The sequence below is a fragment of the Candidatus Pelagibacter sp. PS_02 genome (genome assembly GCF_059418065.1).
Genome location: NZ_CM182079.1, coordinates 658956 through 683866, shown reverse-complemented (window position 1 = coordinate 683866; position 24911 = coordinate 658956). Strand labels below are relative to the sequence as shown.

Here is a 24911-nt window from a genome sequence, read left to right as displayed (position 1 = left end):
TTATGTCTAGAAAAAAAACACAACCCAAAAAAGTTGTTACTCCAGACCCAATATTTAATTCTACAATAATCCCTAAATTAATTAACTCAATAATGTACGACGGCAAAAAAGTAGTTGCTGAAAAAATTGTCTATGAAGCTATAGAAAAAATAAAATCAAAAACAAAAGAAGAGCCCATTAATGTTTTTAATGAAGCGATAAATAATATTAAACCCACTGTAGAAGTTAGATCACGTAGAGTAGGTGGCGCAACTTATCAAGTTCCTGTTGAAGTTAAAACTAAACGTGCACAAGCACTAGCAATTAGATGGTTAGTTGATGCTTCTAGAAAAAGAAAAGACAAACATATGTCAGATAAAATTTTTAACGAACTGTATGATGCTTATGAAAAAAAAGGTTCTGCAGTTAAAAAAAGAGAAGATGTACATAAAATGGCAGAATCAAATAAAGCTTTTGCTCATTTTAGGTGGTAATAAATTATGGCTAGAACACATACATTAAATAAATATAGAAATATTGGTATCATGGCTCATATTGATGCTGGTAAAACTACTACCACCGAAAGAATTTTATATTACACAGGAAAAAGTCATAAAATTGGTGAAGTACATGATGGTGCTGCAACAATGGATTGGATGGAACAAGAACAAGAAAGAGGTATTACGATTACATCAGCAGCAACAACTTGCTTCTGGAATGATCATAGAATTAATATCATCGACACTCCTGGACACGTTGACTTTACGATTGAAGTAGAAAGATCATTAAAAGTTTTAGATGGTGCTGTTTGTGTTTTTGATGGTGTTGCCGGTGTAGAACCTCAATCTGAAACAGTATGGAGACAGGCTGATAAATATAAAGTTCCAAGAATTTGTTTTGTAAACAAGTTAGATAGAACGGGTGCTGATTTTTATAGATGTGTTGAAATGATTAAGGATAGATTAGGCTGTAAGCCTCTACCAATTCAAATCCCTATTGGTATTGAAGCAGATTTATCTGGCGTTGTTGACTTAGTTAAAATGAAAGCTCAAGTTTGGAAAAATGAAGCTTTAGGAGCTGAATGGGAATACAAAGAAATTCCTGATGATTTAAAAGAAATTTCACAAAAATACAGAACTGAATTAGTTGAAATGGCTGTAGAGCAAGATGAAAAACTAATGGAAGCTTACCTAAATGGGGAAGAAATCAAAGAAGAAGATTTAGTAAAATGCATAAGAAAAGGAACTTTAAATTTTAGTTTTGTTCCAATAACTACTGGTTCAGCTTTTAAAAACAAAGGTGTTCAACCTTTACTTGACGCTGTAATTAACTACTTACCAAGCCCGATCGATATTGGATCTATTAATGGAACTAAACCAGGTAGTGAAGATGTTGTTGAAATGAAGTTTGATGATGGTACAGGATTTTCTGCATTAGCATTTAAAGTTGCTAATGACCCATTTGTTGGTTCATTAACTTTTATTAGAATTTACTCGGGAACGATTAGAACTGGAACTGCTGTTTATAATACTTCAAAAGATAAAGAAGAAAGAGTTGGTAGAATGCTTTTAATGCATGCGAACTCAAGAGAGGATATCAAAGAAGCAAATACGGGTGACATTGTTGCTTTAGCTGGTTTAAAATATACGATAACAGGACATACTCTTTGTGATGAAGCTAATCCTGTTTTATTAGAACCAATGGAGTTCCCAGAACCTGTAATCGAAATTGCCGTTGAACCTAAAACAAAAGCTGACCAAGAAAAAATGGGTGAAGCATTAGGAAGATTGGCTAAAGAAGACCCATCATTCAGAGTAACGTCAGATGAAGAATCTGGTCAAACTATTATTAAAGGAATGGGTGAGTTACACCTTGATATTATTGTCGATAGAATGAAAAGAGAATTTAATGTAGAGGCAAATGTAGGTGCTCCTCAAGTTGCTTATAGAGAAACATTACAAAATGCCTCAGAATTTGAATATACTCATAAAAAACAAAGTGGTGGTGCTGGTCAGTTTGCAAAAGTTAAACTTTTGGTTGAGCCACAAGAGCCTGGTTCAGGTAGATCTGTCGAAAGCAAAATTAAAGGTGGTGCAATTCCTAAAGAATTTATTCCTGGTGTTGAAAAAGGAATTGAAACAATTTCAGATGGCGGAATTTTAGCAGGGTTTCCAATGATTGATTATAAAGTTACAATTTTAGATGGATTACATCATGATGTTGACTCAAGTGTTCTTGCATTTGAATTAGCAGGTAGAGCTTGCTTTAAAGAAGCGTGTACTAGAGGAACTTTGAAATTATTAGAACCAGTTATGAGAGTTGAAGTTGTTACACCTGAAGATTATATGGGTGATGTTATTGGTGACCTGAATAGTAGAAGAGGCCAAATCAGTACTCAAGAAAATAGAGGAAATGCAACAGTGATTACAGCTATGGTTCCTTTAGCTAATATGTTTGGTTATATAAATAGTTTAAGATCAATGTCTCAAGGTAGAGCTCAGTATTCAATGTTTTTTGATCATTACTCTAAAGTCCCACAAAATGTTCAGGATGAAGTAACTAAAAAGATTGCAGGCTAATTATTATGGAAAAACAAAATATAAGAATTAAATTAAGAGCATACGACAATAAGATTCTAGATGCATCTACAGAAGAAATTGTAAATACTGTAAAAAGAACAGGTGCCACGATAAAAGGACCAATACCTTTACCAACTAGAATTGAAAGATACACTGTTTTAAAAGGTCCTCACATTGATAAAAAAAGTAGAGAGCAATTTGAAACAAGAACACACAAAAGATTAATAGATATTATAGAGCCAACACCTCAAACTGTTGAAGCTTTAATGAAACTTGATTTAGCATCAGGTGTTGATGTGGAGATAAAAATTTAATTATGAGTGAAATTGCATTAATTGGAAAAAAAATTGGTATGACTAGAGAGTTCTATAAAACAGGACGTTTAGTTCCTGTGACTGTTATTAAAATGGAAAAGGCTAGAGTGATCCAAGTTATTGAACAAGAAAAACGTGGATACAAAGCTGTGCAATTAGGGTTTGGTAAAATTAAAGCATCTAAACTTACAAAAGCAATGAAGGGCTTGTATGCAAAGAAAAATACAGAAGCTAAGAAAAAATTAAAAGAATTTAGAGTTAAAGATACAGAATTATATAAAGAAGGTAACGAATTTGGTCTTGAAATATTTAATGAAGTTAAGTTTGTTGATACAACTTCAAAAACTATTGGTAAAGGTTTTGCAGGTGCCATGAAGAGACACAATTTTGGTGGGTTAAGAGCTACTCACGGTGTTTCTGTATCACATAGATCTCACGGATCTACTGGACAAAGACAAGATCCTGGTAAAGTTTTTAAAGGTAAAAAAATGGCTGGTCATATGGGTGATAGAGTTAGAACTATGCAAAATTTAGAGATTATTAAGACAGATATTGAAAATGAATTGTTATATTTAAAAGGATCAATTCCTGGATCAAAAAATACTGAAATCTTAGTTAAAAAATCAGTAAAAGTTATAAACAAAATGACTATTAATGAAAAAATTGCTGCTGCTGAAGAAGCTAAAAAAACACCAGATAAAAAGAAAAAATAATGAAAATTGATAAATTAAACTTAGACGGTAAAAAAGATTCAATTGAAGTTTTAGATAAAATTTTCTCTGCTAAAATTAACAAAAGATTGGTTGATAACGTATTATATAAAACTAATGCTAATTACAAAGGTAGACACGCAAAAACTAAACAACAAAATGAGATTACTGGATCTACATCTAAAATTTATGCTCAAAAAGGTACTGGTGGAGCTAGACACGCAAGTAGAAAAGCACCTATTTTCGTTGGTGGTGGTGTTGCACATGGACCTAAAGGTGAACTGGCATACAAAAAAAGAAAATTAAATAAAAGTGAAAAAAAACTAAGTATTGCTTCACTAATTACTGAGAAGAATAAACTTAATAATTTGATAATTTTTAGTGATTTTGGAAATGAGATTAAAAAAACTAAAGAAATGCATTCAATTATTAAAAAATTTGAAATTACAAATTCATTAATCATTTTAGATAAATCATCTAAAGAGAAAATTGAAAAGTCAGTTAGAAATATTCCAAATGTTAAAGTTACGGATATTAATCATTTCAGTGCATTTGATATTATAAAGTTTAAAAAAGTAGTTTTTACAGAAAGTTCAATTAAAGAACTAGAAAAGAGATATTCCTAAAATGGATAAAATACATTTATACGATAAAATTCTGTCACCAATGGTTACTGAGAAAACTACTAATTTGTCAGAACAAAATAAAATTGTTTTTAAAGTACCCAGAGCTGCCAACAAGACTAATTTGAAGAAAAATATTGAAAAGATTTTTAAAGTTAATGTTACAAAAATAAATATTATCAATAAACAAAATAGAACCAAAGTAACTAGAGGTAAAAAAGTTAATGTTCAAGGTTACAAAAAAGCAATAATAACACTTAAAAAGGGTCAAAGTATTGATCTAACATCTGGAATTTAAAAATGGCATTAAAAACATTCAAACCCTATACAAAATCAACAAGAGGAACAATCTTAGTTGATAGAGCTGGTCTTTGGAAAGGCAAGCCATTTAAGGCCTTAGTTGAGCCAAAAAATTCAATGCGTGGAAGAAATAATAATGGACACATAACTTCTCGTAATATGTCAGGCGGTGGGCACAAGAAAATGTATAGGTTGGTTGATTTCTACAGAAAGAAAATCGACATGCCAGGCACTGTCGAAAGAATTGAATATGATCCAAATAGATCTTGCTACATCATGTTAGTTAAGTTTGATGATGGACAACATTTTTACTATTTAGCTCCTCAAAAAATTAAAGTAGGTGATAAAGTTGAAAATGGATCGGAAAAAGAAATTAAAGTTGGAAACTGTATGCCACTTAGAGATATTCCTGTTGGTATCAATATCCATAATGTAGAGCTCAAACCTGGAGCTGGTGGAAAAATAGCTAGATCTGCAGGTACATCAGTTACTATCAGTGGATTAGATGGAAATTACTCATTAATTAAAATGACCTCTGGAGAAGTTAGAAAAATCGACTCAAGATGCATGGCAACAATTGGCGTGCTTTCAAACCCAGATCAAAAAAACATTAAGATTGGTAAAGCTGGAAGATCAAGATGGCTTGGTAGAAGACCTCATACTAGAGGAGTTGTGATGAATCCTGTTGATCACCCACACGGAGGTGGTGAAGGTAAAACTGCAGGTGGAAGACATCCAGTATCTCCAACAGGTCAATCTGCAAAAGGATTAAAAACTAGAGACAATAAGAGTACAGATAAATTTATAGTTAGAAGAAGAAATAACAGGAAGGATTCTAAAAAATAATGGCTAGATCAGTATGGAAAGGACCTTTTGTTGAAGAGAGCTTGATTAAAAAAGTTGAAAAACAAAAATTAGATCCAAAAAAAATGCCTATTAAAACGTGGTCAAGAAAATCAACAATTATTCCTGAGTTTATAGGGGTTAGTTTTTTGATTTATAATGGAAAAAAATTCATTCCAGTTACTATATCTGAAGATATGGTGGGTCATAAATTAGGTGAATTTTCTCCCACTAGAACATTTTTTGGACATACACCAGCTGAAAAAAAAGGAAAACCAGCTGAGAAGAAAAAATAATTATGAATAAAAAAAAGAAAATTAACAGAACTAAAGTGGATACAGTTAGATCTGTGAATAATAATATTAGATCTAGTGTTAGAAAACTTAACCCAATACTTAAAGCAATTGTTGGAAAAAAAGTTGATGTAGCTATTAGAGAGCTTCAATTTTCTGCAAAAAGAATTACTAGGGAAATAAGAAAAACAGTTTCATCAGCTGTTGCTAACGCTGAAAATAACAATCAATACGACATAGATAAACTAATTGTTAAAGAAGCATACTGTGGGAAAAAAGTTGTTATGAAAAGATTTAGACCAAGAGCAAAAGGTAGAGCTGCACCAATTTTAAAACCTTATTCAACTATTACAATTATATTATCAGAAGCAAAACAAATGGAGAGTCATGGGTCAAAAAGTTAATCCTGTTGGTTTCAGACTAGGTGTAAACAGAGGTTGGGATTCTGTCTGGTATGCAAAAAAGAAAGATTTTGGAAATTATCTTATCGAAGATTTTAAGATCAGAGCATATATCAAGAAAAATGTTGTTAATTCTGGTGTATCTAAAGTTATGATAGAGAGAACCTCTAATAAATGTTTTGTTACTATTTACACATCAAGACCTGGATTTGTAATTGGAAAGAAAGGTAGCGATATTGATAAAATAAAAAATAATTTATCTAAATTTACCAACAATGAAGTAACGCTTAATATTAAAGAAGTTAAAAAACCGGAAACAAATGCTTATTTAGTTGCTGAAAATATAGCACAACAATTAGTTAAAAGAATATCATATAGAAGAGCCATGAAGAGAGCTATGCAATCATGTTTAAGACTTGGTGCAAAAGGCATTAAAGTTTCTATTAGTGGTAGACTAGGTGGAAATGAAATAGCTAGAACTGAATGGTTAAGAGAAGGAAGTATACCATCACATACTTTAAGAGCAGATATTGACTATGCAGAAGCTGAAGCATTAACAACATTTGGTATTATTGGAATAAAAATTTGGATTTACAAAGGTGAAGTATTCGCTAAAGAATTTAGCCAAGAAACTAACAAGATAGTTCCTAAAGAGGTTAAAGAATAATTATGTTACAGCCAGTTAGAACAAAATACAGAAAAGCACATAAAGGAAGAATTCATGGAACAGCTACACGTGCTAGCAAGATTAACTATGGATCTTTTGCATTAAAAGCTATGGCGCCAGAGAGAATTATAGGAAAACAAATAGAAGCTGCTAGAGTTGCTTTAACAAGACACATGAAAAGACAGGGACGTGTTTGGACAAGAATCTTTCCAAATATACCTGTTTCAAAAAAACCTGTTGAAGTACGTATGGGTAAAGGTAAAGGAGCTCCTGAATATTGGGCTTGTAGAGTGAAGCCAGGTAGAATTTTATTTGAAATTGATGGTGTTTCAGAAACAATAGCAAAAGAAGCACTTTATAAGGCTTCAGCTAAACTACCTATAAAAACAAAATTTATTAAGAGATTTGCATAATATGAAAAAACAAGAAATTAAAAAATTATCTAAGGATGAAGTTATCAAAAATATTGATAAATTAAAAAAAGATTTATTTAACTTTAGATTTCAAAAAATTAATTCACAAGTTACAGATCCATCTAAAATTGGACAAACTAAAAAAACTATAGCTAGATTAAAAACTACACTAAAAGGAAAATTAAATGCCTAAAAAAATATTAACAGGAGTAGTAACAAGCGATAAACCAAACAAAACTATAACTGTATCTGTTGAAAGAAAATATTCACACCCAGTATTAAAAAAAGTAGTTAAAGTTAGAAAAAAATATAACGCTCACGATGAAAATAATAAATTTAAAACTGGAGACACAGTGTCAATAATTGAGTGTAAGCCTTTTTCTAAGAATAAAAAATTTCAAGTAATGGATGGATCTAAATGATACAAGTACAAACTGAATTATTAGTAGCTGATAACACTGGTGCAAAAAGAATAGAATGCATTAAAGTTTTAGGTGGCTCTAAACGTAGATACGCAAGTATTGGTGATACTATCGTTATCGCAGTTAAAGAGGCTTTACCTAAAGGAAAAGTTAAAAAAGGTTCTGTTCATAAAGCTGTTGTAGTTAGAGTTAAAAAGGGAATTCATAGGGAAGATGGATCTAAAGTTAGATTTGATAATAATGCAGCTGTTTTAGTTGATGATAAAGGTGAACCAGTGGGGACTAGGATTTTTGGTCCAGTAACAAGAGAATTAAGAAGTAGAGGTCAAATGAAAATAATTTCATTGGCTCCAGAGGTTTTATAAATGATTAAAAAAGGATTAAAAGTTAGAGTTTTAACTGGAAGAGATAAAAAAAAAGAGGGTGAGGTTATTGAAATCGATAGACCTAATAACAGAGCAAAAGTTCAAGGAATTAATATTGTGAAAAAACATGTTAAAACTACAAAAGAAAAAAAAGGTGGAATAGTCTCTAAAGAGAGCTTCATCCACATTTCAAACCTTAAACTTATTGACGAAAAAGCTAAAACAAAAAAAACCGAGGCTAAGAAATAATGATACCTAGATTAAAAGAACTTTATTACAAAGAAATCCAACCACAGCTTAAAGAAACCCTTGGATATAAAAATACCTATATGGGGCCAAAAGTTGAAAAAGTTGTTATTAACATGGGTCTTGGTCTTGATGGTGCTGATGCAAAGATTATGAAATCTACTGAAGAAGATTTAGGAAAAATTACAGGTCAAAAACCAACTGTGACTAAATTTAAAAAATCAGTAGCAAACTTTAAAACGAGAAAAGGTACAAACGCTGGTTTAAAAGTTACTTTAAGAGGTAACAAAATGTATGAATTTTTAGATAGACTTGTAAATATTGCTTTACCAAGAATTAAAGACTTTAGAGGCTTATCACCCAAAGGATTTGATAAGTTTGGTAATTATACGTTTGGCATTAAAGAACATATAATTTTTCCAGAAGTTAATTTTGATAGAATTGATAAGATTAGAGGTCTTGATGTTGTAGTTGTGATCTCTGCTTTAAATAAAGATCATAGTTTTGCTCTTTTAGAAAAACTAAATTTTCCATTTATTAAAAAAGGAGACAATTAAGAATGGCTAAAGTAAGCGCAGTAAATAAAAATAATAAAAGAATTAAACTTTCAGATAGGCTTTTCAAAAAAAGACAAGCATTAAAGAAAATTGTAATGGATAAAAAAATATCATTAGAAGAAAGATTTAAAGCACAGCAAAAGCTTTCAAATTTACCTCGTAATTCTGCAAAAAACAGAGTTATGAATAGATGCCAAATTACTGGAAGACCACACGGTGTTTACAGAAAATTAAAAATATCAAGAATAGCCTTAAGAGACTTGGGACTGCATGGATTAATTCCTGGCATGACTAAGTCGAGTTGGTAGAAAGGATAATATGAGTTTAAGTGACCCAATAGGGGATATGATTGCAAGAATAAAAAATGCACAAGTGAGAAATCATAAGAAAGTAGCATTACCTTCTTCTAACTTTAAAGTTAAGATTGCAGATATTCTTAAAAGTGAAGGATTTATAAAAGACTATAAAATTGAAACTGAAAATAATAAACCCACATTGTCAGTTGACTTAAAATATTATTCTGGAAATCCAGTAATTAGTACTTTTGAGAGAGTATCTAAGCCTGGTAGAAGAATATTTTCAAGTGCTGATAGTTTGCCAAAAATTAATGGCGGACTAGGAATAGCTATTGTATCAACACCAAAAGGTGTAATGACTGATATTGAAGCTAGAAAACAAAAAGTTGGTGGCGAAATAATTTGTAAGGTATTTTAATGTCTAAAATTGGTAAAATAAGTATTTCAATCCCTGAAAAAGTTAAAGCAGTACTATCTGGTAGTGTTCTTAACATTGAGGGACCATTAGGTAAAAAATCACTTAATATTGATCTTGAAATGTTTAATCTTGACGTTACCGAAGGAAAAGAAATATCTATCAGCCCTAAAGTAAAGGATCAAAACTCAAAAAGATTATGGGGCATGAATAGAAGCTTAATCAATAATGCTGTTATTGGGTCAAGTACTGGCTATGAAAAAATTCTTGAGCTTGTTGGAGTGGGTTACAGAGCTGCATTAAAAGATAAACAGTTAAATTTGCAATTAGGTTATAGCCACGATATTAATTTTGATATTCCTGAAGGAATTAAAATTGTTGTTGAAAAACAGACGGTAGTTAAAGTTAGTGGATCTGATAAACAGCAAGTAGGTATGGTTGTTTCAAAAATCAAAGCTTTTAGAAAACCAGAGCCATATAAAGGCAAAGGTATTAGAGAGCAAGGTCAATACATTCTAAGAAAAGAAGGGAAGAAGAAATAATGAAATTAAATACCATCCAAAGAAAGAAATTTAGAGTAACTGGTAAATTAAAAAAAGTTGCATCATCTGATAGATTAAGACTTAGCATATCAAGATCTGCAAAAAATATTTCAGCTCAAATTATTGATGATGTTAAAAACATTACTTTAGTGTCATGTTCTTCTGTTGAAAAAGACATTCGTTCTATGGACAAAGTAAATAAAACAGAAATTTCTAAAATAGTAGCAGAGAAACTTGCAAAGAAAGCCCAAGAAAAGAAAATATCAAAAATATTTTTTGATAGAGGTATATACAAATACCACGGCAGAGTTAAAGTTTTTGCTGAAACACTACGTAAAAATGGAATGGAATTTTAATTATGGATTTTAAAGACAAAAAAGACGACGGTATTTTAGAAAAATTAGTTCACATCAACAGAATTACAAAAGTAGTAAAAGGTGGTCGTAGATTTGGTTTTTCAGCTTTAGTAGTAGTTGGTAATCAAGCAGGTAAAATTGGAGTAGCACATGCTAAAGCCAAACAGGTGCCTGATGCAATTAAAAAAGCCAATGAAACAGCAAGAAGAGTTTTAATCCATGTGCCGCTAAGAGAAGGTAGAACTATTCATCATGATGTTTATGGTAAAGATGGTGCTGGTAAAATTATTTTAAGATCTGCTCCTAAGGGAACAGGTATTATTGCAGGAGGTCCTGTAAGAGCAGTTTGTGAAGTTTTAGGAATTAAAGATATAGTTGCTAAATCAATGGGCACATCAAACCCTCACAATATGATAAGAGCGACGATGAAAGCTCTTTCAAAACAAAATTCACCAAAGCATATTGCAACAATTAGAAATAAAAAAATTTCTGATGTAATCGAAAAAAGAGGATAATGACTACATTAAATACTACAGGAAAAGTTTTATACAAAAAAAAGATGAGAGTCGGTAGAGGTATCGGTTCTGGAAAAGGAAAAACATCTGGCAGAGGTGTTAAAGGTCAAAAATCTAGATCTGGTGTTGCTATTAAAGCTTTTGAAGGTGGTCAAATGCCTTTATATAGAAGATTACCTAAAAGAGGCTTTAATGCAATTAAGAGATACCAAGCTGTTATTGCAATAATGAACTTGGAAAAAATTCAAACTTTTATAACTGAAAAAACAATTAATTCTGGTGAAGTTATTAATATGGCATTACTTAAAAAACTTAAATTGATCAATAAAAATTCACAAAAATTAAAGATACTAGGTACAGGTGAAATTAAAGATAAAGTTAATATCGAAGCTGACTTAATCTCTAAATCTGCTGTAGAAAAATTAGAGAAAGCTGGCGGAACAATACAATTAAAAAAATAATTAAGATATTATGAGCTCTTCTTCTCAAACTAATGATCTTAAAAATCGTATAATCTTTACAATATTTATCTTAGCAGTTTATAGATTTGGTACTTTTGTGCCAATTCCAGGCATTGACCCTGAGCAATTACAAACAATGATGAGTGGTAATCAAAAAGGATTACTTGGAATGTTCAATGTTTTTTCAGGCGGGGCTGTAAGTAGAATGGCTATATTCGCACTTGGAATTATGCCTTATATTTCATCTTCAATCATAGTTCAGTTATTAACTGGCGTATCTGATTATTTTAAAAATTTAAAGGCACAAGGTGAAACTGGAAGAGCAAAAATAACTCAAATCACAAGATATGGAACTGTAATTCTTGCTACTATTCAGGGTTACGGATTATCTATAGGTTTACAATCTTCTGCTGACTTAGTTATTAATCCAGGCTTATTTTTTACTATAACAGCGGTATCAACCATTGTTGCTGGTACAATGTTTTTAATGTGGCTTGGTGAACAAATAACACAAAGAGGTATCGGTAATGGTATTTCGTTGATTATTTTTGCTGGTATTGTTGCTGAAATTCCACGTGCTTTAGTTACTACATTCGAGTTGGGTAGAACGGGCGCTGTATCTACAATTATGATTATTGGAATTTTTGTATTATTAGTCGCAACAATTATGTTCATTGTTTTCATGGAAAGAGCATTAAGAAAAATTTTAATAAATTACCCTAAAAGACAAATGGGAAATAAAATGTACGGTGGTGAATCTTCTCATTTACCTTTAAAGATTAACCAAGCCGGTGTTATTCCAGCAATCTTTGCTTCAGCTTTATTATTATTGCCTGTTACCTTTTCTAATTTTAGTTTTTCAGACAATGATACATTCTTAAATTTAAGTTCATACTTTACACAAGGACAACCCCTTTACATGTTGCTTTATGCTTCTGGAATAATATTTTTTACTTTTTTCTACACATCCATAACATTTAATCCAACTGAGACTGCTGATAATTTAAGAAAATATGGTGGTTTTGTACCTGGAATTAGACCAGGTGAAAATACAGCTTTGTATATTGAAAAAATTTTGACAAAACTTACGACAATTGGGGCATTGTATTTAACAATAGTTTGTTTAATGCCAGAATTTCTAATTGCTAATTATCCAATACCCTTTTATTTAGGTGGAACTTCAATCTTGATTGTTGTTGTAGTTGCAATTGATACCGTTACACAAATCCAAACTAGATTAATGAGCTCTCAATATGAGCAATTAATTAAAAAAACAAAATTCGGAAAATAATTAAGTGAATATAATTCTTTTTGGTCCTCCAGGAGCGGGTAAGGGGACTCAAGCTCAATCTATTGTTAAAAAACATAATTACTTCCAATTATCAACAGGAAATCTATTAAGAGATGAAGTTAAATCTAAAACTGATCTTGGAGTGGATATAGAAAAGCTAATATCTAATGGCAAATTTGTTTCAGATGAGATCGTAAATACTTTATTAAGACAATCTTTAACTAATTTAAAATATAGAGATAGAATTATTTTTGATGGCTATCCAAGAAATGTTGAACAAGCTATTAATTTAGAAGTTTTATTAAATGAGTTTAACCAAACAATAGGGCATACTATATTTTTAAATGTATCAAGAGACATTATTGAAAAACGTATTATGGGCAGAATGACCTGTGAAAAATGTAATATGACGTTAAATGAATATTTTAATAAGGAGCAAATAGAGCTTCATCCTTGTGGTGTTGAACACTTAAAGAAAAGAAAAGATGACAATCTTGAAATTGTTATTTCTAGATATGACACTTATATGTCTTCAACAAAACCAGTGTTAGAATTCTATTCAAAAAATTCAAATTTCACTGAAATTGATGGAGCAGGTGAAATTGATCAAATAACCAATAAAATTAATGAAATTCTTAAGGTTTAAGACGTTGACTTTGGAACATCTTCTTATATAAAAGGCTAAATTTATTCTCAAAAATATGGCTCGTATAGCAGGTGTAAACATTCCGCAAAACAAACTTGTCCACATAGGACTAACGTACATCTATGGTATTGGTAATAAATTTTCTAGCCAAATTTGTACTTCTTTAGAAATTCCTAAAGCAAAAAGAATAAATGAACTTACTGACGAAGATATTTTAAAAATTAGAGAATACATTGATGCAAATTTTAAAGTCGAAGGTGATCTTAGAAGAGATTACTCTTTAACTATTAAAAGATTAATTGACCTTGCTTGTTACAGGGGATCTAGACATAGAAAAAAACTTCCTGTTAGAGGACAAAGAACAAGATGTAATGCAAGAACAAGAAAAGGTAAAGCAATAGCAATTGCTGGTAAAAAATTAACTCCACTTAAAAAATAATTAATTTATGGCTAAAGTAGATAAAGTTGAGAATAAAGATGCTGTTGTAGAAAAAAAAGTAGATAAAAAATCTAAGAAAAGTTCTTATTCCAAAAAAAAGAAAATAAAAAAAAATATTCTTAATGGTATTGCTTATGTACAGTCTACTTTTAACAATACAATAATTTCAATTGCAGATACTAATGGAAATGTAATTTCTTGGGCATCCGCTGGACAAAAAGGTTTTAAAGGTTCAAGAAAATCAACACCTTATGCTGCACAAATTGCTGCAGATTCTGCTGCATCTAAAGCTTTAGAATATGGAATGAAAACTTTATCAGTTGAGGTTAAAGGACCTGGTTCAGGAAGAGAAACCGCATTAAGAGCTTTACAAGCGAGAGGATTTAAAATTCTTTCAATAAAAGATACAACACCAATGCCACATAACGGCGTAAGACCACCAAAAAAAAGGAGAGTTTAATAAATGGAAAGTTTAAATGTAAATGCTAAAAATTGGAAAGCATTAATTAAACCAGCTCAATTAGATGTTAAAATTAGTGATGACAAATCACATGCAAAAATTATCGCAGAACCTTTAGAAAAAGGATATGGTTTAACTTTAGGTAATTCTTTAAGAAGAATTTTACTTTCATCAATCAGAGGTGCTGCTGTAACTTCAATTCAAATTGATGGTGTTTTACATGAATTTACATCTATCAAAGGTGTTAGAGAAGATGTTACTGACATAGTTTTAAACGTTAAATCATTAGCTTTAAAAAGCTCATCAGAAACTACTAAAAAACTTATTTTAGATGCTAAAGGTCCTGGAGAAATTAAAGCTTCTGACATAGCACCAGTTGCCGATATTGAAATTTTAAATCCTGATCTGGTTATTTGTAATTTAGATGAAAATACGCATTTCCATATGGAAATGAATGTTGGAACAGGTAAGGGATACGTTCCTGCAGTAATGAACAAACCAGAAGAACCACCTTTGGGATTAATTGCTATAGATTCTTTATATAGTCCAGTTAAGAAGGTTTCTTACTCTATAAGCACAGCAAGAGAAGGAAAAGCCCTTGATTATGATAAATTAATTATGGAAGTTGAAACTAATGGATCAATTTCTGCTGAAGATGCCGTTGCTTATTCTGCTAGAATTTTCCAAGATCAACTAAATATGTTTGTTAATTTTGACGAACCTGTTGAAGTACCTGTAAAAGAAGTTTCATCTGAGCCTGAATTCAATAAGAATTTATTAAGAAAAGTTGATGAACTTGAATTATCTGTGCGTTCTATGAATTGTCTTAAAAATGATAATATTATTTACATTGGAGATCTAGTTCAAAAGTCAGAAGGTGAAATGCTTAGAACACCTAACTTTGGAAGAAAATCACTTAATGAAATAAAAGAAGTTTTAACTGGTATGTCTTTATACTTAGGTATGGAGATTCCGAACTGGCCACCAGAAAATATAGCTGAAATGTCTAAAAAGTTAGAGGAGCAAATCTAATGAGACATGGTATGGCTAATAAGAAGTTAAATAGAACTTCTGAACATAGAAAAGCTTTATTGAAGAATATGCTTAATTCTTTAATAAAATATGAGCAGATCACTACAACACTTCCAAAAGCTAAATTCTTAAAACCTCAAGCTGATAAAATCATAACTTTAGGAAAAAAAGAGACTCTTCAAACTACAAAAATGTTAATGTCTAAATTACAAGATATAACATCTGCGAATAAAGTCAAAAAAACATTGTCAAAAAGATATGAAGCAAGAAATGGTGGCTACACAAGAATCATCAAAGCTGGCTTTAGATATGGTGACAATGCACCTATGGCTGTAATTGAATTTGTAGATAGAGATGTTGAGGCAAAAAGAGTTGATAGAAAGAAAAAAGATCCAGCTAAAGATAAAACTGAAGAGAAAAAATTAGCTACTGCTTAATTTTTTATATAAAATTATATCATCATGAAAAAGTCTTTTAACGTTGATTCAACGTTTAACGATATGCGTATCGATAGATGGATACGTAATAATCTTGGCAATTACCCTCAAGGTCTAATTGAAAAAAGTTTAAAAAGTGGAAAAGTTAAAATCAATAATAAAAAAATTAAAAGCTCTCATAAAGTAAAGACCGGTGACACTATAGATTTATTCAACTTTGATTTTAAAGAAACAATTGTTCAAAAGACAATTAAATTTGTACCTTCAGAAGAAGTTATTAAAGAAAATGAAGAATTAATAATTGATAATAATGATGATTTCATTGTTCTTAATAAAAGCTCTGGTATTTCAGTTCAAGGTGGAACTAAATCTAAAAAAAATCTTGTAGATATATTTGCTCGTAGTGAAATTTTTCAGGACACTAAACCATTTTCTGTACATAGACTTGATAAAGATACGTCTGGAGTTTTTATTATGGCAAAACATAGACAATCTGCCCAGTTATTAACCTCTTTATTTAGACTTCGAAAAGTTCATAAAACTTATCTGGCCATATGTCATGGAGAGCTGCAAAAGGACTCTGGTGAGTGGAATGATGATTTAACCAGATACGATAATGATAGAGAAGTAGTTGAAAAAGCTAGAACACTTTACAAAGTGTTAGATAAAAATTCTATATGCAGTCTAGTTGAAATGAAACCAATTACAGGAAGAAAACATCAATTAAGAAAACAACTTTATGCTGTAGGATGTCCAATCTATGGGGATCAAAAATATAAATTTAGTAACACAGATAAAGCAATAAATAAAAATTTAATGCTTCATTCATATCAAATTAAATTTATGATAAATGATAAAAAATATACCTACACAGCATTATTACCAGATTATTTTAAAAAACTTTTAAAAACAAAAAGACTTAGATTTCCAAATTCTTAGAAAAGGTTTCAATAATAATTTCATCTAAATTCTTATAGTCTTGATCTTTAATTTCTTTAAGATTGATTACGCCTTTGTCTGAAATACCACACGGAATAATATTTTTATATTTTGAAAGATCGTTATTAATATTTATTGCAAATCCATGATATGCTATCCACTTACTTACTCTTACACCAATTGCTGCAACTTTATTAATTTTACCTTTATGGTCAGTCCAAATACCAATGTTTTTTGGATCACCAAATGTCTTAATATTAAATTTTGATAAACTGTCAATAATCGTCTCTTCAATTAAAGTTATAAATTTTCTTATATCTTTTTTTCTTTTTTTTAAATCTATCACAAAATAACAAATCAATTGACCTGGACCATGATAAGTAATTTTTCCTCCACGGTTTGTTTTTACTAGACTAATATCTTTATTAAGAATTTCTTTTTCTTTGTAACTCGTACCTGCTGAATAAACCTCTTCATGTTCTAAGATCCATATTAAATCCTCTTTTTGACCATTGTTTATCTCTAATAATCTTTCTTCAAGTAGTTTTATTGCATCTTCATATTTTATTGGTTTTATTGACTTTTTAATCTCTATATTCATTTATAAATTGTATTATTTTTATTATGCACTATTAGTGCAAAATTGATTTATAGGTAAATTTATGTCTTTAATAAAAAAAATAAAAGATAAAAAAGTTAATTTTGAGTTTAATAAAGAGTACATAAAAGTTGTTACTTCTAAGATTGCTAATAATGATGCTCAATTTATTACTAATTCTTTTAATGAGATGCACCCAGCTGATGCGGCTGATATAATTGAACATCTTGGTCAAAATGATAGAGAAAGCTTAATTAAACTTAATAATTTCAATATAGATCCAGAAGTTTTTATTGAATTAAACGAGTCGGTGCAGTCTGAAATCATAGCTTATCTTTCACCTGATACTATTGTTAGACTTTTAAAAAATCTTGAATCTGATGATGCGATTACAATTTTAGAAAATGTTGATGAAAAAGATAAGAATACAATATTAAGCTCCTTACCTCCAAAAGATAGATTTGCTTTACTTGAAAGCTTAAGTTATCCGGAAGACACAGCTGCTAGAATAATGCAACGTGAATTCACGGCAGTTCCTAGTAATTGGTCAGTTGGTCAAACAATTGACTATTTAAGAGAAAATAAAGATTTACCTGAGGAATTTCTTGAAATTTTTATTATAGATGAAGATTTTAAACCGATTGGAACTGTTCCATCATCTAAAGTTTTAACTACTTCGAGAGAAACTAAAATGCTTTCTATTATGTCAGAATCTCAACTACTTATTCCTGTTGATATGGACAAAGAAGAAGTTGGTAACGTGTTTGAAAACTATAGCTTAAATTCAGCAGCTGTTGTTGATAAATCAAACAAGTTGGTTGGTATGATCATGTATGACGATGTTTTAACTGTATTAAAAGAAGAAGCCGAAGAAGATGCCTTAAGATTAGCTGGGGTAGGGGATGAAGAAATTACTGATGGAGTTTTTAAGAAAACTAGAAGAAGATTTAACTGGCTTTTATTAAACTTATTTACAGCATTTCTTGCAACGTGGGTTATTAGTTTATTTGGTGCAACAATCGAACAAATGGTTGTGCTTGCATTTCTTATGCCAATCGTTGCATCTATGGGTGGTAATGCTGGAATGCAAACTTTGGCTGTAACTGTAAGAACATTAGCAACAAATGACTTAACAAAAAACAATTTTACTCAAAATATTTTAAAAGAATTTAATATTGGTATTTTAAATGGTATCATATTTGCAATAATAAGTGCTTTAGTAGTTCAAGTTTGGTTTCAAGATTCTCTACTTTCTTTAATAATTTCTATGTCAATGATAGTTACGATGATTGTTGCAGGTTTATTTGGAATTTTAGTACCTATAACTTTAAAAAAAATGGATATTGATCCTGCTATTGCATCAAGTGTGTTTGTAACAACTATTACTGATGTTATAGGTTTTGTTTCATTTCTTGGTGTTAGTGCTTATTTTCTCTAAAAATTGTCAATTAAACGTACGTTATTAATATAATAAGCCACAAAAAGTTTAAAAGGTTTGTTCATAATATTTGTGCTTAAATTATGTGTGTTTCTACATTCCAAATATTCAATTTTAATATCAAAATTTTTAGATAGCTCTTCCTTTAAATAAAATATCATTTTTTTGTAATTTTTTTTGTTTTTCTTAATTTCATTTTTTAAAGATAATAATTTTTTTGCAATTATTCCTGAATTAATAAAACTTTTCTTATTTAATAAAGAGTTTCTGGAAGATAAAGCTAGTTTGTTTTTTTCTCTGACTGTTTTACATGCGTGAACTTTGGTATTGTACTTATTTTCAATATAGTTTTTAACCAAGAAAAATTGTTGAAAATCTTTTTCTCCCATAAACATTTTTTGTGGAGAAATTAATTCAATAAAACGATCTAAAACATTAAGTACACCTTCAAAATGTCCTTTTCTAAATTTTGCACATAATATTTTTTGTGATTTATTTAGTTTAATTTCATTATTTTTTTTCCAATAAATTTGTTTAATGGTTGGCAAATATACATAGTCAACTTTAAGTTTTTTAAGGTAACTCAAATCTTGCTTTAAATTCTTTGGGTATGTTTTATAATCTTTTTTATTATTAAATTGAGTTGGATTAATAAAAATACTGACTAATGTTTTTTTGCAGTTTTTTTGTGATGTTTTTATTAATGTTTTGTGACCTTCGTGCAAACTACCCATTGTTGGGACAAAACCTAATCTTCTATCTAACTCAATTGCCTTAATTAAATCATTTTTTAATTTTATTAATTTCATTTGTAATAAGAATATTAATAAGTAAAACATTTATATGATTAAACAAGCTATAATTCCTTTAGCTGGTCTTGGTACTAGACTACTACCACTAACAAGTGTTTTTGCTAAAGAGCTTCTACCTATTAATGGAAAACCAGGCTTAGAATATATTATCGAAGAATGTATTGAGGCTGGTATTAAGGAAATTGTATTTATTATTTCTAAAAAAAAATTGATGATAAAGAAATATTTTTATAATGATAAATTTTACAAAGATATTATCAAGAAAAAAAATGATCCAAAAATTATCAAAGAATATAATAAAATTCTCAAATATAAAAAAATGATTAAATTTGTTTTTCAAGACAAACCATTAGGAACTGGTGATGCTGTCTACAAGACTAAAAAATTTATTACAGATAAATATTTTTTAATGTTATTACCTGATGATTTGATAATTAAAAAAAACTGCTCTAAGTCCATGATTGCTGTGCATAATAAATTCAAAGCATCAGTTATGGCAAGTATGAAGGTTAATAAAAATGATGTATCTAGGTGGGGTATCTACAACATCAGAAAAAAAATTGATAAAAATAATTTTATTATAAATAATGTTGTTGAAAAACCTTCTATAAAAACTTCACCTTCTAATTATGCTGTAATAGGAAGATATATATTACCTAAAACAATTTTTTCTAAATTAAAATCTCTTAAACCAGGTAAAAGTGGTGAATTTCATATCACTGACGCTATCCAAGCTTTAATAGAAGATGATAATCAATTTATTGGTCACAATTTTTCAGGTAAATACTTAGATTGTGGAACAATGAAGGGTTATATTAAATCAACGTTGGAGATTTCTAAACAATGAAACTTTGCATGATAGGAACAGGATATGTTGGTTTAGTAAGCGGCGTTTGTTTTTCCGATTTAGGAAATGATGTTATTTGTGTTGATAAAGATTTAAATAAAATTGAAAACTTAAAAAATGGTATTATCCCTATATACGAACCTGGTTTAGAAGAATTAGTTATTAAAAATTATAAAAATAATCGTTTAAAGTTCTCTACGAATTTAAAGGACTCAATTTCAAAGTCAGATATTATTTTTATTTGCGTTGGCACACCCACTAAAAAAAATGGAAATAATGCTGATTTAAGTCAGGTATACAATGTTGCAAAAGAAATTAGCAAATCTATTAAAAGATTTAAAATTATTATAACTAAATCTACTGTACCTATGACAACTGGAGACGAAATAGAAAAGATTATTTCAAAAAAAGTATCAAAAAAACTTTTTTCAGTGGTTTCAAATCCTGAATTTCTGCGGGAAGGTGAGGCAATAAGAGATTTTTATAAACCAGATAGAATTATCATAGGGGCACACAATACAAAAACTAATAATGTTTTAAAAAATCTTTACACACCATTAACATCTAGAGGTGCTAAATATATTAATACTTCTAGAAGGGCAGCAGAATTAATAAAATATTCTTCTAACGCTTTTTTGGCAACAAAAATTACTTTTATTAATGAAATGGCTAATTTGTGTGAGAAAATTAATGTCAATATTGAAGATATCTCTATTGGCATAGGTCTTGATAAAAGAATTGGTAGTCGTTTTTTAAGAGCGGGTCCTGCTTATGGTGGATCTTGCTTTCCAAAAGATACTAAAGCTATTATAGCCACTGCTGATAAATTTAAAACCAATTTAACAGTTATTAAAAGTGTTATTAAATCAAATGAAAATAGATCGTCATTAATGCTGAAAAGAGTTTTTGATATTTTGAAAAATAAAGTAAAAAATAAAAGTATTTGTTTCTTGGGAGTTACATTTAAGGCAAATACTGATGATATGAGGGACTCTTCAAGTTTATCCATGATCCCTGCATTATCAAAAAAAGGTGCAAAAATTAATTATTTTGACCCCACTGGAGAAAAGTTAGAATTTAAAAAAATTAAGAATGTTGTTTTTTCAAACAATATAAAAGCCGCTATTAAAAAATCAGATTTAATTATTATTCACACAGAATGGAATGATTTTAAAAATATTAATTTTAAAAAAGATGTGAAAAATAAAAAATTCTCAATTTTTGATATGAGAAATATTTACTCAGTTGATAAAATGAAAGAAAATAAAATTAAATATTTTAGTATTGGAAATTAATTTAATTCAAAAATAGCATCAACTTCAACGGATACACCAAGGGGCAAACTGTTTGTACTAACAGCCGCTCTTGTATGCATTCCAAAGTCTCCAAAAACTGAAACTATTAAATCTGACGCACCATTTATTACTTTTGGTTGTTCTATAAAATCTTCTGTTGAATTAACAAATCCCGTAAGCTTTATGCAAGATTTTACTTTTGAAAGATCATTACCACAAGCTTTTTTAACTTGAGATATTATGTTTAGACCACAACGTTTAGCTGCTTCATATCCATCTTCAGTTTTTAGATCCTTACCAATTTTACCTTTGATTAATTCTCCATTTGCTGCAGTAGAAATTTGTCCTGAGATAAATAACATTTTACCAATTTGTTTTGATGCAAGATATGATCCAACAGGATCTCTTGCTTCTGGCAGTTCTAACTTTAATTCTTTTATTTTATCTTCATATGACATGATTATTTCTCCATAAATTCAGTTAATGTTTTACTGTTTTTAAATTTAACAAGTTTTTCTTTTAAATTAAGTTTGTCAAATTTCTTTTTTCCACTCTTAGCATTAGTAGTTATTTTATCTTTAAGTTCTTCAGCTCCAACCGTTGCTTTTAATTTAAGTTCTGAAGATTTTTCTTTTAGATTTTTTGCTGAACACTCTATGTATTTGGCACTAACCTTTTCAAATTGATTACAATCATTTTTTTCAGCCATAGCATTAGACATAAGTGCCGATGTAATTAATGTTATAAATATTATCTTTTTCATTTCTTTTTCTTTTTTTTAACTTTTTTATTTTTATCGTATTCTTTTCTTTTCTCAATTAATATTAAAGCTTCTTCCATATTAAGTTCTAAAGGGTCTTTTTCCTCTGGAATTGTTGCATTAAGAGATTTGTATTTAATATAAGGTCCATATTGTCCTTTCATTACTCTAACAGGTTTTTTGTCTTCAGGGTGTTCTCCTAGATCTTTTATAATTGATGCAGACATTCTACCAGGTTTAGCCTCCGCTATTAGAGTTATTGCTCTATTAAGCCCAATTGAGAAGATCTCCTCAACATTTTCAATTCTTGCTGATTTGTTTTCACATTTCAAATATGGGCCAAATCTTCCTGAGTTTAATATTATATCTTTTTGATTTTCAGGGTTAATGCCTAAACTTTTTGGTAATGAGCATAAAAATTTAGCTCTATCAAGATCCACGCTATCTAATGTAATTCCTTTAGGTATTGAGACATTTCTTAAATTATTATCTTCTTTTTCTATCTTCTTTTTTTTTGATTTCTTTTTCTTTTTTGTTTCAATTATAACCTCTTCTTTTATTTCCTCAATTTTTTCATACTGTAAGTAGGGACCAAACCTTCCATTTTTAAGGTACATGTCATTTCCATTTTCATGTTTACCTATAAATTTTGGTTCAGCTAATTGAGATTGAGCAGCTGCTTTTGCTTTAGACAGGGGTCTGGTAAATTTACAATCTGGATAATTTGAGCAACCAATAAAAGCACCACCTCTAAAACTATTTTTTAAACTTAATGATCCACTTTCACATAACTTGCAATGTCTATTAATATTTCCATCTGCATCTCTTTCAAAAATTAAACTTCCTAGACTATCGTTTAATAGATCTAAAACCTCCCTAGTTCTTTTCTCTTTAACGTCAGATACGTTTTGATTAAAGTCTTTCCAAAATAACTCTAGAACTTTTATCCATCCTTCCTTCCCGGTAGTAATATCATCAAGTTGATTTTCTAAACTTGCTGTGAAATTATAATCAACATATTTAGAGAAAAGCTTTTCAAGAAAAGCAGAAATTAATTTACCACGATCAGTTGGATGAAATCTTTTATTAATTGTTTCCGCATATCCTCTAGTAGATATAACAGATATTATACTTGCATATGTTGAAGGTCTTCCAATACCTAATTCTTCTAATTTTTTAACTAAACTTGCTTCTGAGTATCTTGGTGGTGGCTGTGTAAAATGCTGTTCATCTAATAGAGATTCTATATTAACTGGACCCTTGTTCATTTCAGGAAGGATATCTTCATCATCATCTTTTTTAGTATCTTTCATAACTTTTAAAAAGCCATCAAATTTAATAACAGATCCACTAGCTTTACAAATTGTTCCATTATCATCCGAAGATATCGTTATAGTATTTCTATCAAATTGAGCGGGTTTCATTTGAGAGGATAGGGCTCTACTCCAAATTAAATCATATAATTTATGCTGATCTGGACTTAGGTATTTTTTAACTGTATCAGGTGCTCGCATTATATCTGTGGGTCTAATTGCTTCATGTGCCTCTTGAGCATTTTTAGCTTTTTTCCCTGAGTAACTTGCAGCGTTATCTGGAACATATTCATCACCAAATTCATTTTTTATATATTTTCTAAAAGTATCTATAGCGTCTGTGGACAGGTTAGTGCCATCTGTTCGCATATACGTGATAAGACCAATAGTTTCACCGTCAATTTCTATACCTTGATAAAGTTTTTGAGCTATTTGCATTGTACGTGACGCTCCAAATCCTAACCTACCAGAAGAAACTTGCTGTAATGTGGAGGTAGTAAAAGGGCCAGAAGGGTTTCTATTAACTACTTTACTAGAGATGTCATTTATATTGAAATTCTTAGATTTAACCTCTTCCATTGCTTTATCAATTTCAGCTTTATTTTTAAAAGAAAATTTTTCAATTTTTTTATCATTCAATTGAGTGATACTTGCTAATATAGAATTTTTATCACTATCGTTGAATTGAATACCTAAAGTCCAAAATTCCTCAGGATCAAAAAGCTCTATTTCATGTTCTCGTTCTGTAATTAATTTTAAGGCAACTGACTGAACACGACCTGCAGATTTAGAACCTGGTAACTTTGTCCACAAAATTGGTGATATATTAAAGCCAACTAAATAGTCTAAGGCTCTTCTAGCCATATAGGCATCAACAAGTAATGGCTCTATTTGTCGAGGATTTTCAATTCCATGAATAACAGCTTTTTTTGTAATTTCATTAAAAACAACTCTTTCTATATGCTTGTCTTTAATTAATTTTTTTTCATTTAAATATTCTTTTACATGCCAAGCAATTGCTTCTCCCTCTCTGTCTGGGTCAGTTGCTAATATGATTTTTGATGAAATCTTAGCTGCATCTGTAATTTCTTTAAGATATTTTTTAGAAAAACTATCCACTTCCCATTCCATTTTAAAATTATTTTCTGGATCAACAGAGCCATTTTTTGAGGGAAGGTCTCTAATATGACCATAACTCGCTAAAACAATATATTCATCACCAAGATATTTGTTGATAGTTTTAGCTTTAGCTGGACTTTCTACGACTACAAGATTCATTACTAAACAAATTACTTAAAAGACTTAGA

37 protein-coding genes are annotated in these 24911 nt (G+C 29.8%); 32 read left to right on the top strand and 5 right to left on the bottom strand.

The genetic code is table 11. The annotated features are described in order from the left end of the window. Positions 1 to 2 precede the first annotated feature (2 nt). From rpsG to AC5SL4_RS03505, 29 genes are read left to right on the top strand one after another with little or no spacing between them, the layout of a single operon-like run. Positions 3 to 473 (top strand): 30S ribosomal protein S7, encoded by a 471-nt coding sequence (gene rpsG / locus AC5SL4_RS03645; protein WP_006996808.1) that lies wholly within the window; start codon positions 3 to 5, stop codon positions 471 to 473. 6 nt (positions 474 to 479) lie between these two features. Beyond that, complete coding sequence (gene fusA / locus AC5SL4_RS03640) at positions 480 to 2558, top strand: elongation factor G (RefSeq protein ID WP_006996809.1); 2079 nt, start codon at positions 480 to 482, stop codon at positions 2556 to 2558. A 5-nt stretch (positions 2559 to 2563) separates the two neighbouring features. Next, positions 2564 to 2872 (top strand): 30S ribosomal protein S10, encoded by a 309-nt coding sequence (gene rpsJ / locus AC5SL4_RS03635; protein ID WP_006996810.1) that lies wholly within the window; start codon positions 2564 to 2566, stop codon positions 2870 to 2872. Between the two features lie 2 nt (positions 2873 to 2874). Then, positions 2875 to 3585, top strand: coding sequence for a 50S ribosomal protein L3 (gene rplC, locus AC5SL4_RS03630; RefSeq protein WP_494587086.1), 711 nt, complete (start codon positions 2875 to 2877; stop codon positions 3583 to 3585). Then, complete coding sequence (rplD, locus tag AC5SL4_RS03625; protein WP_011282156.1) at positions 3585 to 4208, top strand: 50S ribosomal protein L4; 624 nt, start codon at positions 3585 to 3587, stop codon at positions 4206 to 4208. Before rplC ends, rplD begins: the two co-directional genes overlap by 1 nt. Before the next feature lies 1 nt (position 4209). Continuing rightward, on the top strand, positions 4210 to 4503 hold the full coding sequence (rplW, locus tag AC5SL4_RS03620) for a 50S ribosomal protein L23 (protein ID WP_020169482.1): 294 nt from the start codon (positions 4210 to 4212) through the stop codon (positions 4501 to 4503). A 2-nt stretch (positions 4504 to 4505) separates the two neighbouring features. Beyond that, positions 4506 to 5351, top strand: coding sequence for a 50S ribosomal protein L2 (gene rplB / locus AC5SL4_RS03615; protein ID WP_006996814.1), 846 nt, complete (start codon positions 4506 to 4508; stop codon positions 5349 to 5351). Beyond that, the gene (gene rpsS / locus AC5SL4_RS03610; RefSeq protein WP_006996815.1) at positions 5351 to 5644 is read left to right on the top strand and encodes a 30S ribosomal protein S19; all 294 of its coding nucleotides are present in this window, start codon (positions 5351 to 5353) and stop codon (positions 5642 to 5644) included. The genes rplB and rpsS overlap by 1 nt, the downstream gene beginning before the upstream one ends. A 2-nt stretch (positions 5645 to 5646) precedes the next feature. Further along, on the top strand, positions 5647 to 6045 hold the full coding sequence (rplV, locus tag AC5SL4_RS03605; protein WP_006996816.1) for a 50S ribosomal protein L22: 399 nt from the start codon (positions 5647 to 5649) through the stop codon (positions 6043 to 6045). Continuing rightward, on the top strand, positions 6029 to 6709 hold the full coding sequence (rpsC, locus tag AC5SL4_RS03600) for a 30S ribosomal protein S3 (RefSeq protein WP_011282155.1): 681 nt from the start codon (positions 6029 to 6031) through the stop codon (positions 6707 to 6709). Before rplV ends, rpsC begins: the two co-directional genes overlap by 17 nt. 2 nt (positions 6710 to 6711) lie before the next feature. Then, a complete protein-coding gene (rplP, locus tag AC5SL4_RS03595; protein ID WP_006996818.1) occupies positions 6712 to 7122 on the top strand; it encodes a 50S ribosomal protein L16 in 411 nt (136 codons plus the stop codon). Between the two features lies 1 nt (position 7123). Beyond that, positions 7124 to 7315 (top strand): 50S ribosomal protein L29, encoded by a 192-nt coding sequence (gene rpmC, locus AC5SL4_RS03590; RefSeq protein ID WP_006996819.1) that lies wholly within the window; start codon positions 7124 to 7126, stop codon positions 7313 to 7315. Then, entirely contained in the window at positions 7308 to 7544 is a 237-nt protein-coding gene (gene rpsQ / locus AC5SL4_RS03585; RefSeq protein ID WP_006996820.1) for a 30S ribosomal protein S17, read from the top strand. The genes rpmC and rpsQ overlap by 8 nt, the downstream gene beginning before the upstream one ends. Next, on the top strand, positions 7541 to 7909 hold the full coding sequence (gene rplN / locus AC5SL4_RS03580) for a 50S ribosomal protein L14 (RefSeq protein ID WP_006996821.1): 369 nt from the start codon (positions 7541 to 7543) through the stop codon (positions 7907 to 7909). The genes rpsQ and rplN overlap by 4 nt, the downstream gene beginning before the upstream one ends. Continuing rightward, positions 7910 to 8158, top strand: a complete 249-nt coding sequence (gene rplX, locus AC5SL4_RS03575; RefSeq protein ID WP_006996822.1) for a 50S ribosomal protein L24 — start codon at positions 7910 to 7912, stop codon at positions 8156 to 8158. It abuts the gene before it with no gap. Then, positions 8158 to 8712 carry a 50S ribosomal protein L5 gene (rplE, locus tag AC5SL4_RS03570; protein ID WP_006996823.1) on the top strand — a complete coding sequence of 185 codons (555 nt, stop codon included), beginning with the start codon at positions 8158 to 8160 and terminating at the stop codon, positions 8710 to 8712. The genes rplX and rplE overlap by 1 nt, the downstream gene beginning before the upstream one ends. A gap of 2 nt (positions 8713 to 8714) precedes the next feature. Then, complete coding sequence (gene rpsN, locus AC5SL4_RS03565) at positions 8715 to 9020, top strand: 30S ribosomal protein S14 (RefSeq protein ID WP_006996824.1); 306 nt, start codon at positions 8715 to 8717, stop codon at positions 9018 to 9020. Between the two features lie 10 nt (positions 9021 to 9030). Further along, the gene (rpsH, locus tag AC5SL4_RS03560; RefSeq protein WP_006996825.1) at positions 9031 to 9426 is read left to right on the top strand and encodes a 30S ribosomal protein S8; all 396 of its coding nucleotides are present in this window, start codon (positions 9031 to 9033) and stop codon (positions 9424 to 9426) included. After that, positions 9426 to 9965 (top strand): 50S ribosomal protein L6, encoded by a 540-nt coding sequence (rplF, locus tag AC5SL4_RS03555; protein ID WP_006996826.1) that lies wholly within the window; start codon positions 9426 to 9428, stop codon positions 9963 to 9965. Before rpsH ends, rplF begins: the two co-directional genes overlap by 1 nt. Continuing rightward, on the top strand, positions 9965 to 10321 hold the full coding sequence (gene rplR / locus AC5SL4_RS03550) for a 50S ribosomal protein L18 (protein WP_006996827.1): 357 nt from the start codon (positions 9965 to 9967) through the stop codon (positions 10319 to 10321). Before rplF ends, rplR begins: the two co-directional genes overlap by 1 nt. 2 nt (positions 10322 to 10323) lie before the next feature. After that, complete coding sequence (rpsE, locus tag AC5SL4_RS03545; protein ID WP_006996828.1) at positions 10324 to 10836, top strand: 30S ribosomal protein S5; 513 nt, start codon at positions 10324 to 10326, stop codon at positions 10834 to 10836. Beyond that, positions 10836 to 11297, top strand: coding sequence for a 50S ribosomal protein L15 (rplO, locus tag AC5SL4_RS03540; protein WP_494587085.1), 462 nt, complete (start codon positions 10836 to 10838; stop codon positions 11295 to 11297). Before rpsE ends, rplO begins: the two co-directional genes overlap by 1 nt. A 10-nt stretch (positions 11298 to 11307) precedes the next feature. Continuing rightward, positions 11308 to 12588, top strand: a complete 1281-nt coding sequence (gene secY, locus AC5SL4_RS03535) for a preprotein translocase subunit SecY (RefSeq protein ID WP_011282152.1) — start codon at positions 11308 to 11310, stop codon at positions 12586 to 12588. Positions 12589 to 12592: 4 nt separating this feature from the next. Next, positions 12593 to 13234: an adenylate kinase gene (locus tag AC5SL4_RS03530; protein WP_006996831.1), complete on the top strand. Its 642-nt coding sequence runs from the start codon at positions 12593 to 12595 to the stop codon at positions 13232 to 13234. A 55-nt stretch (positions 13235 to 13289) separates the two neighbouring features. Further along, positions 13290 to 13673, top strand: a complete 384-nt coding sequence (gene rpsM, locus AC5SL4_RS03525) for a 30S ribosomal protein S13 (protein ID WP_006996832.1) — start codon at positions 13290 to 13292, stop codon at positions 13671 to 13673. A gap of 7 nt (positions 13674 to 13680) precedes the next feature. Continuing rightward, the gene (rpsK, locus tag AC5SL4_RS03520) at positions 13681 to 14133 is read left to right on the top strand and encodes a 30S ribosomal protein S11 (RefSeq protein ID WP_006996833.1); all 453 of its coding nucleotides are present in this window, start codon (positions 13681 to 13683) and stop codon (positions 14131 to 14133) included. A gap of 3 nt (positions 14134 to 14136) precedes the next feature. Further along, positions 14137 to 15165 (top strand): DNA-directed RNA polymerase subunit alpha, encoded by a 1029-nt coding sequence (locus tag AC5SL4_RS03515; protein WP_006996834.1) that lies wholly within the window; start codon positions 14137 to 14139, stop codon positions 15163 to 15165. Further along, entirely contained in the window at positions 15165 to 15602 is a 438-nt protein-coding gene (gene rplQ / locus AC5SL4_RS03510; protein WP_006996835.1) for a 50S ribosomal protein L17, read from the top strand. Before AC5SL4_RS03515 ends, rplQ begins: the two co-directional genes overlap by 1 nt. Positions 15603 to 15626: 24 nt before the next feature. Next, the gene (locus AC5SL4_RS03505) at positions 15627 to 16541 is read left to right on the top strand and encodes an RluA family pseudouridine synthase (protein ID WP_006996836.1); all 915 of its coding nucleotides are present in this window, start codon (positions 15627 to 15629) and stop codon (positions 16539 to 16541) included. Here the strand turns inward: AC5SL4_RS03505 and lipB are convergent. Further along, the gene (gene lipB, locus AC5SL4_RS03500) at positions 16522 to 17142 is read right to left on the bottom strand and encodes a lipoyl(octanoyl) transferase LipB (RefSeq protein WP_006996837.1); all 621 of its coding nucleotides are present in this window, start codon (positions 17140 to 17142) and stop codon (positions 16522 to 16524) included. The two genes, AC5SL4_RS03505 and lipB, sit on opposite strands and share 20 nt — an antisense overlap. A gap of 61 nt (positions 17143 to 17203) precedes the next feature. Here lipB and mgtE point away from each other — a divergent pair, with 61 nt between their 5' ends. After that, on the top strand, positions 17204 to 18577 hold the full coding sequence (gene mgtE, locus AC5SL4_RS03495; protein ID WP_006996838.1) for a magnesium transporter: 1374 nt from the start codon (positions 17204 to 17206) through the stop codon (positions 18575 to 18577). On the opposite strand, the gene panC is transcribed toward mgtE, so the two are convergent. Beyond that, positions 18574 to 19416 (bottom strand): pantoate--beta-alanine ligase, encoded by an 843-nt coding sequence (gene panC, locus AC5SL4_RS03490; protein WP_494587608.1) that lies wholly within the window; start codon positions 19414 to 19416, stop codon positions 18574 to 18576. The two genes, mgtE and panC, sit on opposite strands and share 4 nt — an antisense overlap. Before the next feature lie 4 nt (positions 19417 to 19420). Between panC and AC5SL4_RS03485 the strand changes: the two genes are divergently transcribed. Both AC5SL4_RS03485 and AC5SL4_RS03480 read left to right on the top strand, forming a co-directional pair. Further along, positions 19421 to 20236 (top strand): sugar phosphate nucleotidyltransferase, encoded by an 816-nt coding sequence (locus AC5SL4_RS03485; RefSeq protein ID WP_494587607.1) that lies wholly within the window; start codon positions 19421 to 19423, stop codon positions 20234 to 20236. Then, a complete protein-coding gene (locus AC5SL4_RS03480) occupies positions 20233 to 21531 on the top strand; it encodes a UDP-glucose dehydrogenase family protein (RefSeq protein WP_494587606.1) in 1299 nt (432 codons plus the stop codon). The genes AC5SL4_RS03485 and AC5SL4_RS03480 overlap by 4 nt, the downstream gene beginning before the upstream one ends. On the opposite strand, the gene AC5SL4_RS03475 is transcribed toward AC5SL4_RS03480, so the two are convergent. The 3 genes from AC5SL4_RS03475 to topA are packed head-to-tail and all read right to left on the bottom strand — an operon-like array spanning position 21528 to position 24882. After that, positions 21528 to 21989: a RidA family protein gene (locus tag AC5SL4_RS03475; protein WP_271563427.1), complete on the bottom strand. Its 462-nt coding sequence runs from the start codon at positions 21987 to 21989 to the stop codon at positions 21528 to 21530. The two genes, AC5SL4_RS03480 and AC5SL4_RS03475, sit on opposite strands and share 4 nt — an antisense overlap. Positions 21990 to 21991: 2 nt before the next feature. Further along, a complete protein-coding gene (locus AC5SL4_RS03470) occupies positions 21992 to 22294 on the bottom strand; it encodes a hypothetical protein (RefSeq protein ID WP_271563429.1) in 303 nt (100 codons plus the stop codon). Beyond that, a complete protein-coding gene (gene topA / locus AC5SL4_RS03465) occupies positions 22291 to 24882 on the bottom strand; it encodes a type I DNA topoisomerase (protein WP_494587605.1) in 2592 nt (863 codons plus the stop codon). The genes AC5SL4_RS03470 and topA overlap by 4 nt, the downstream gene beginning before the upstream one ends. Between the last annotated feature and the right edge of the window lie 29 nt (positions 24883 to 24911).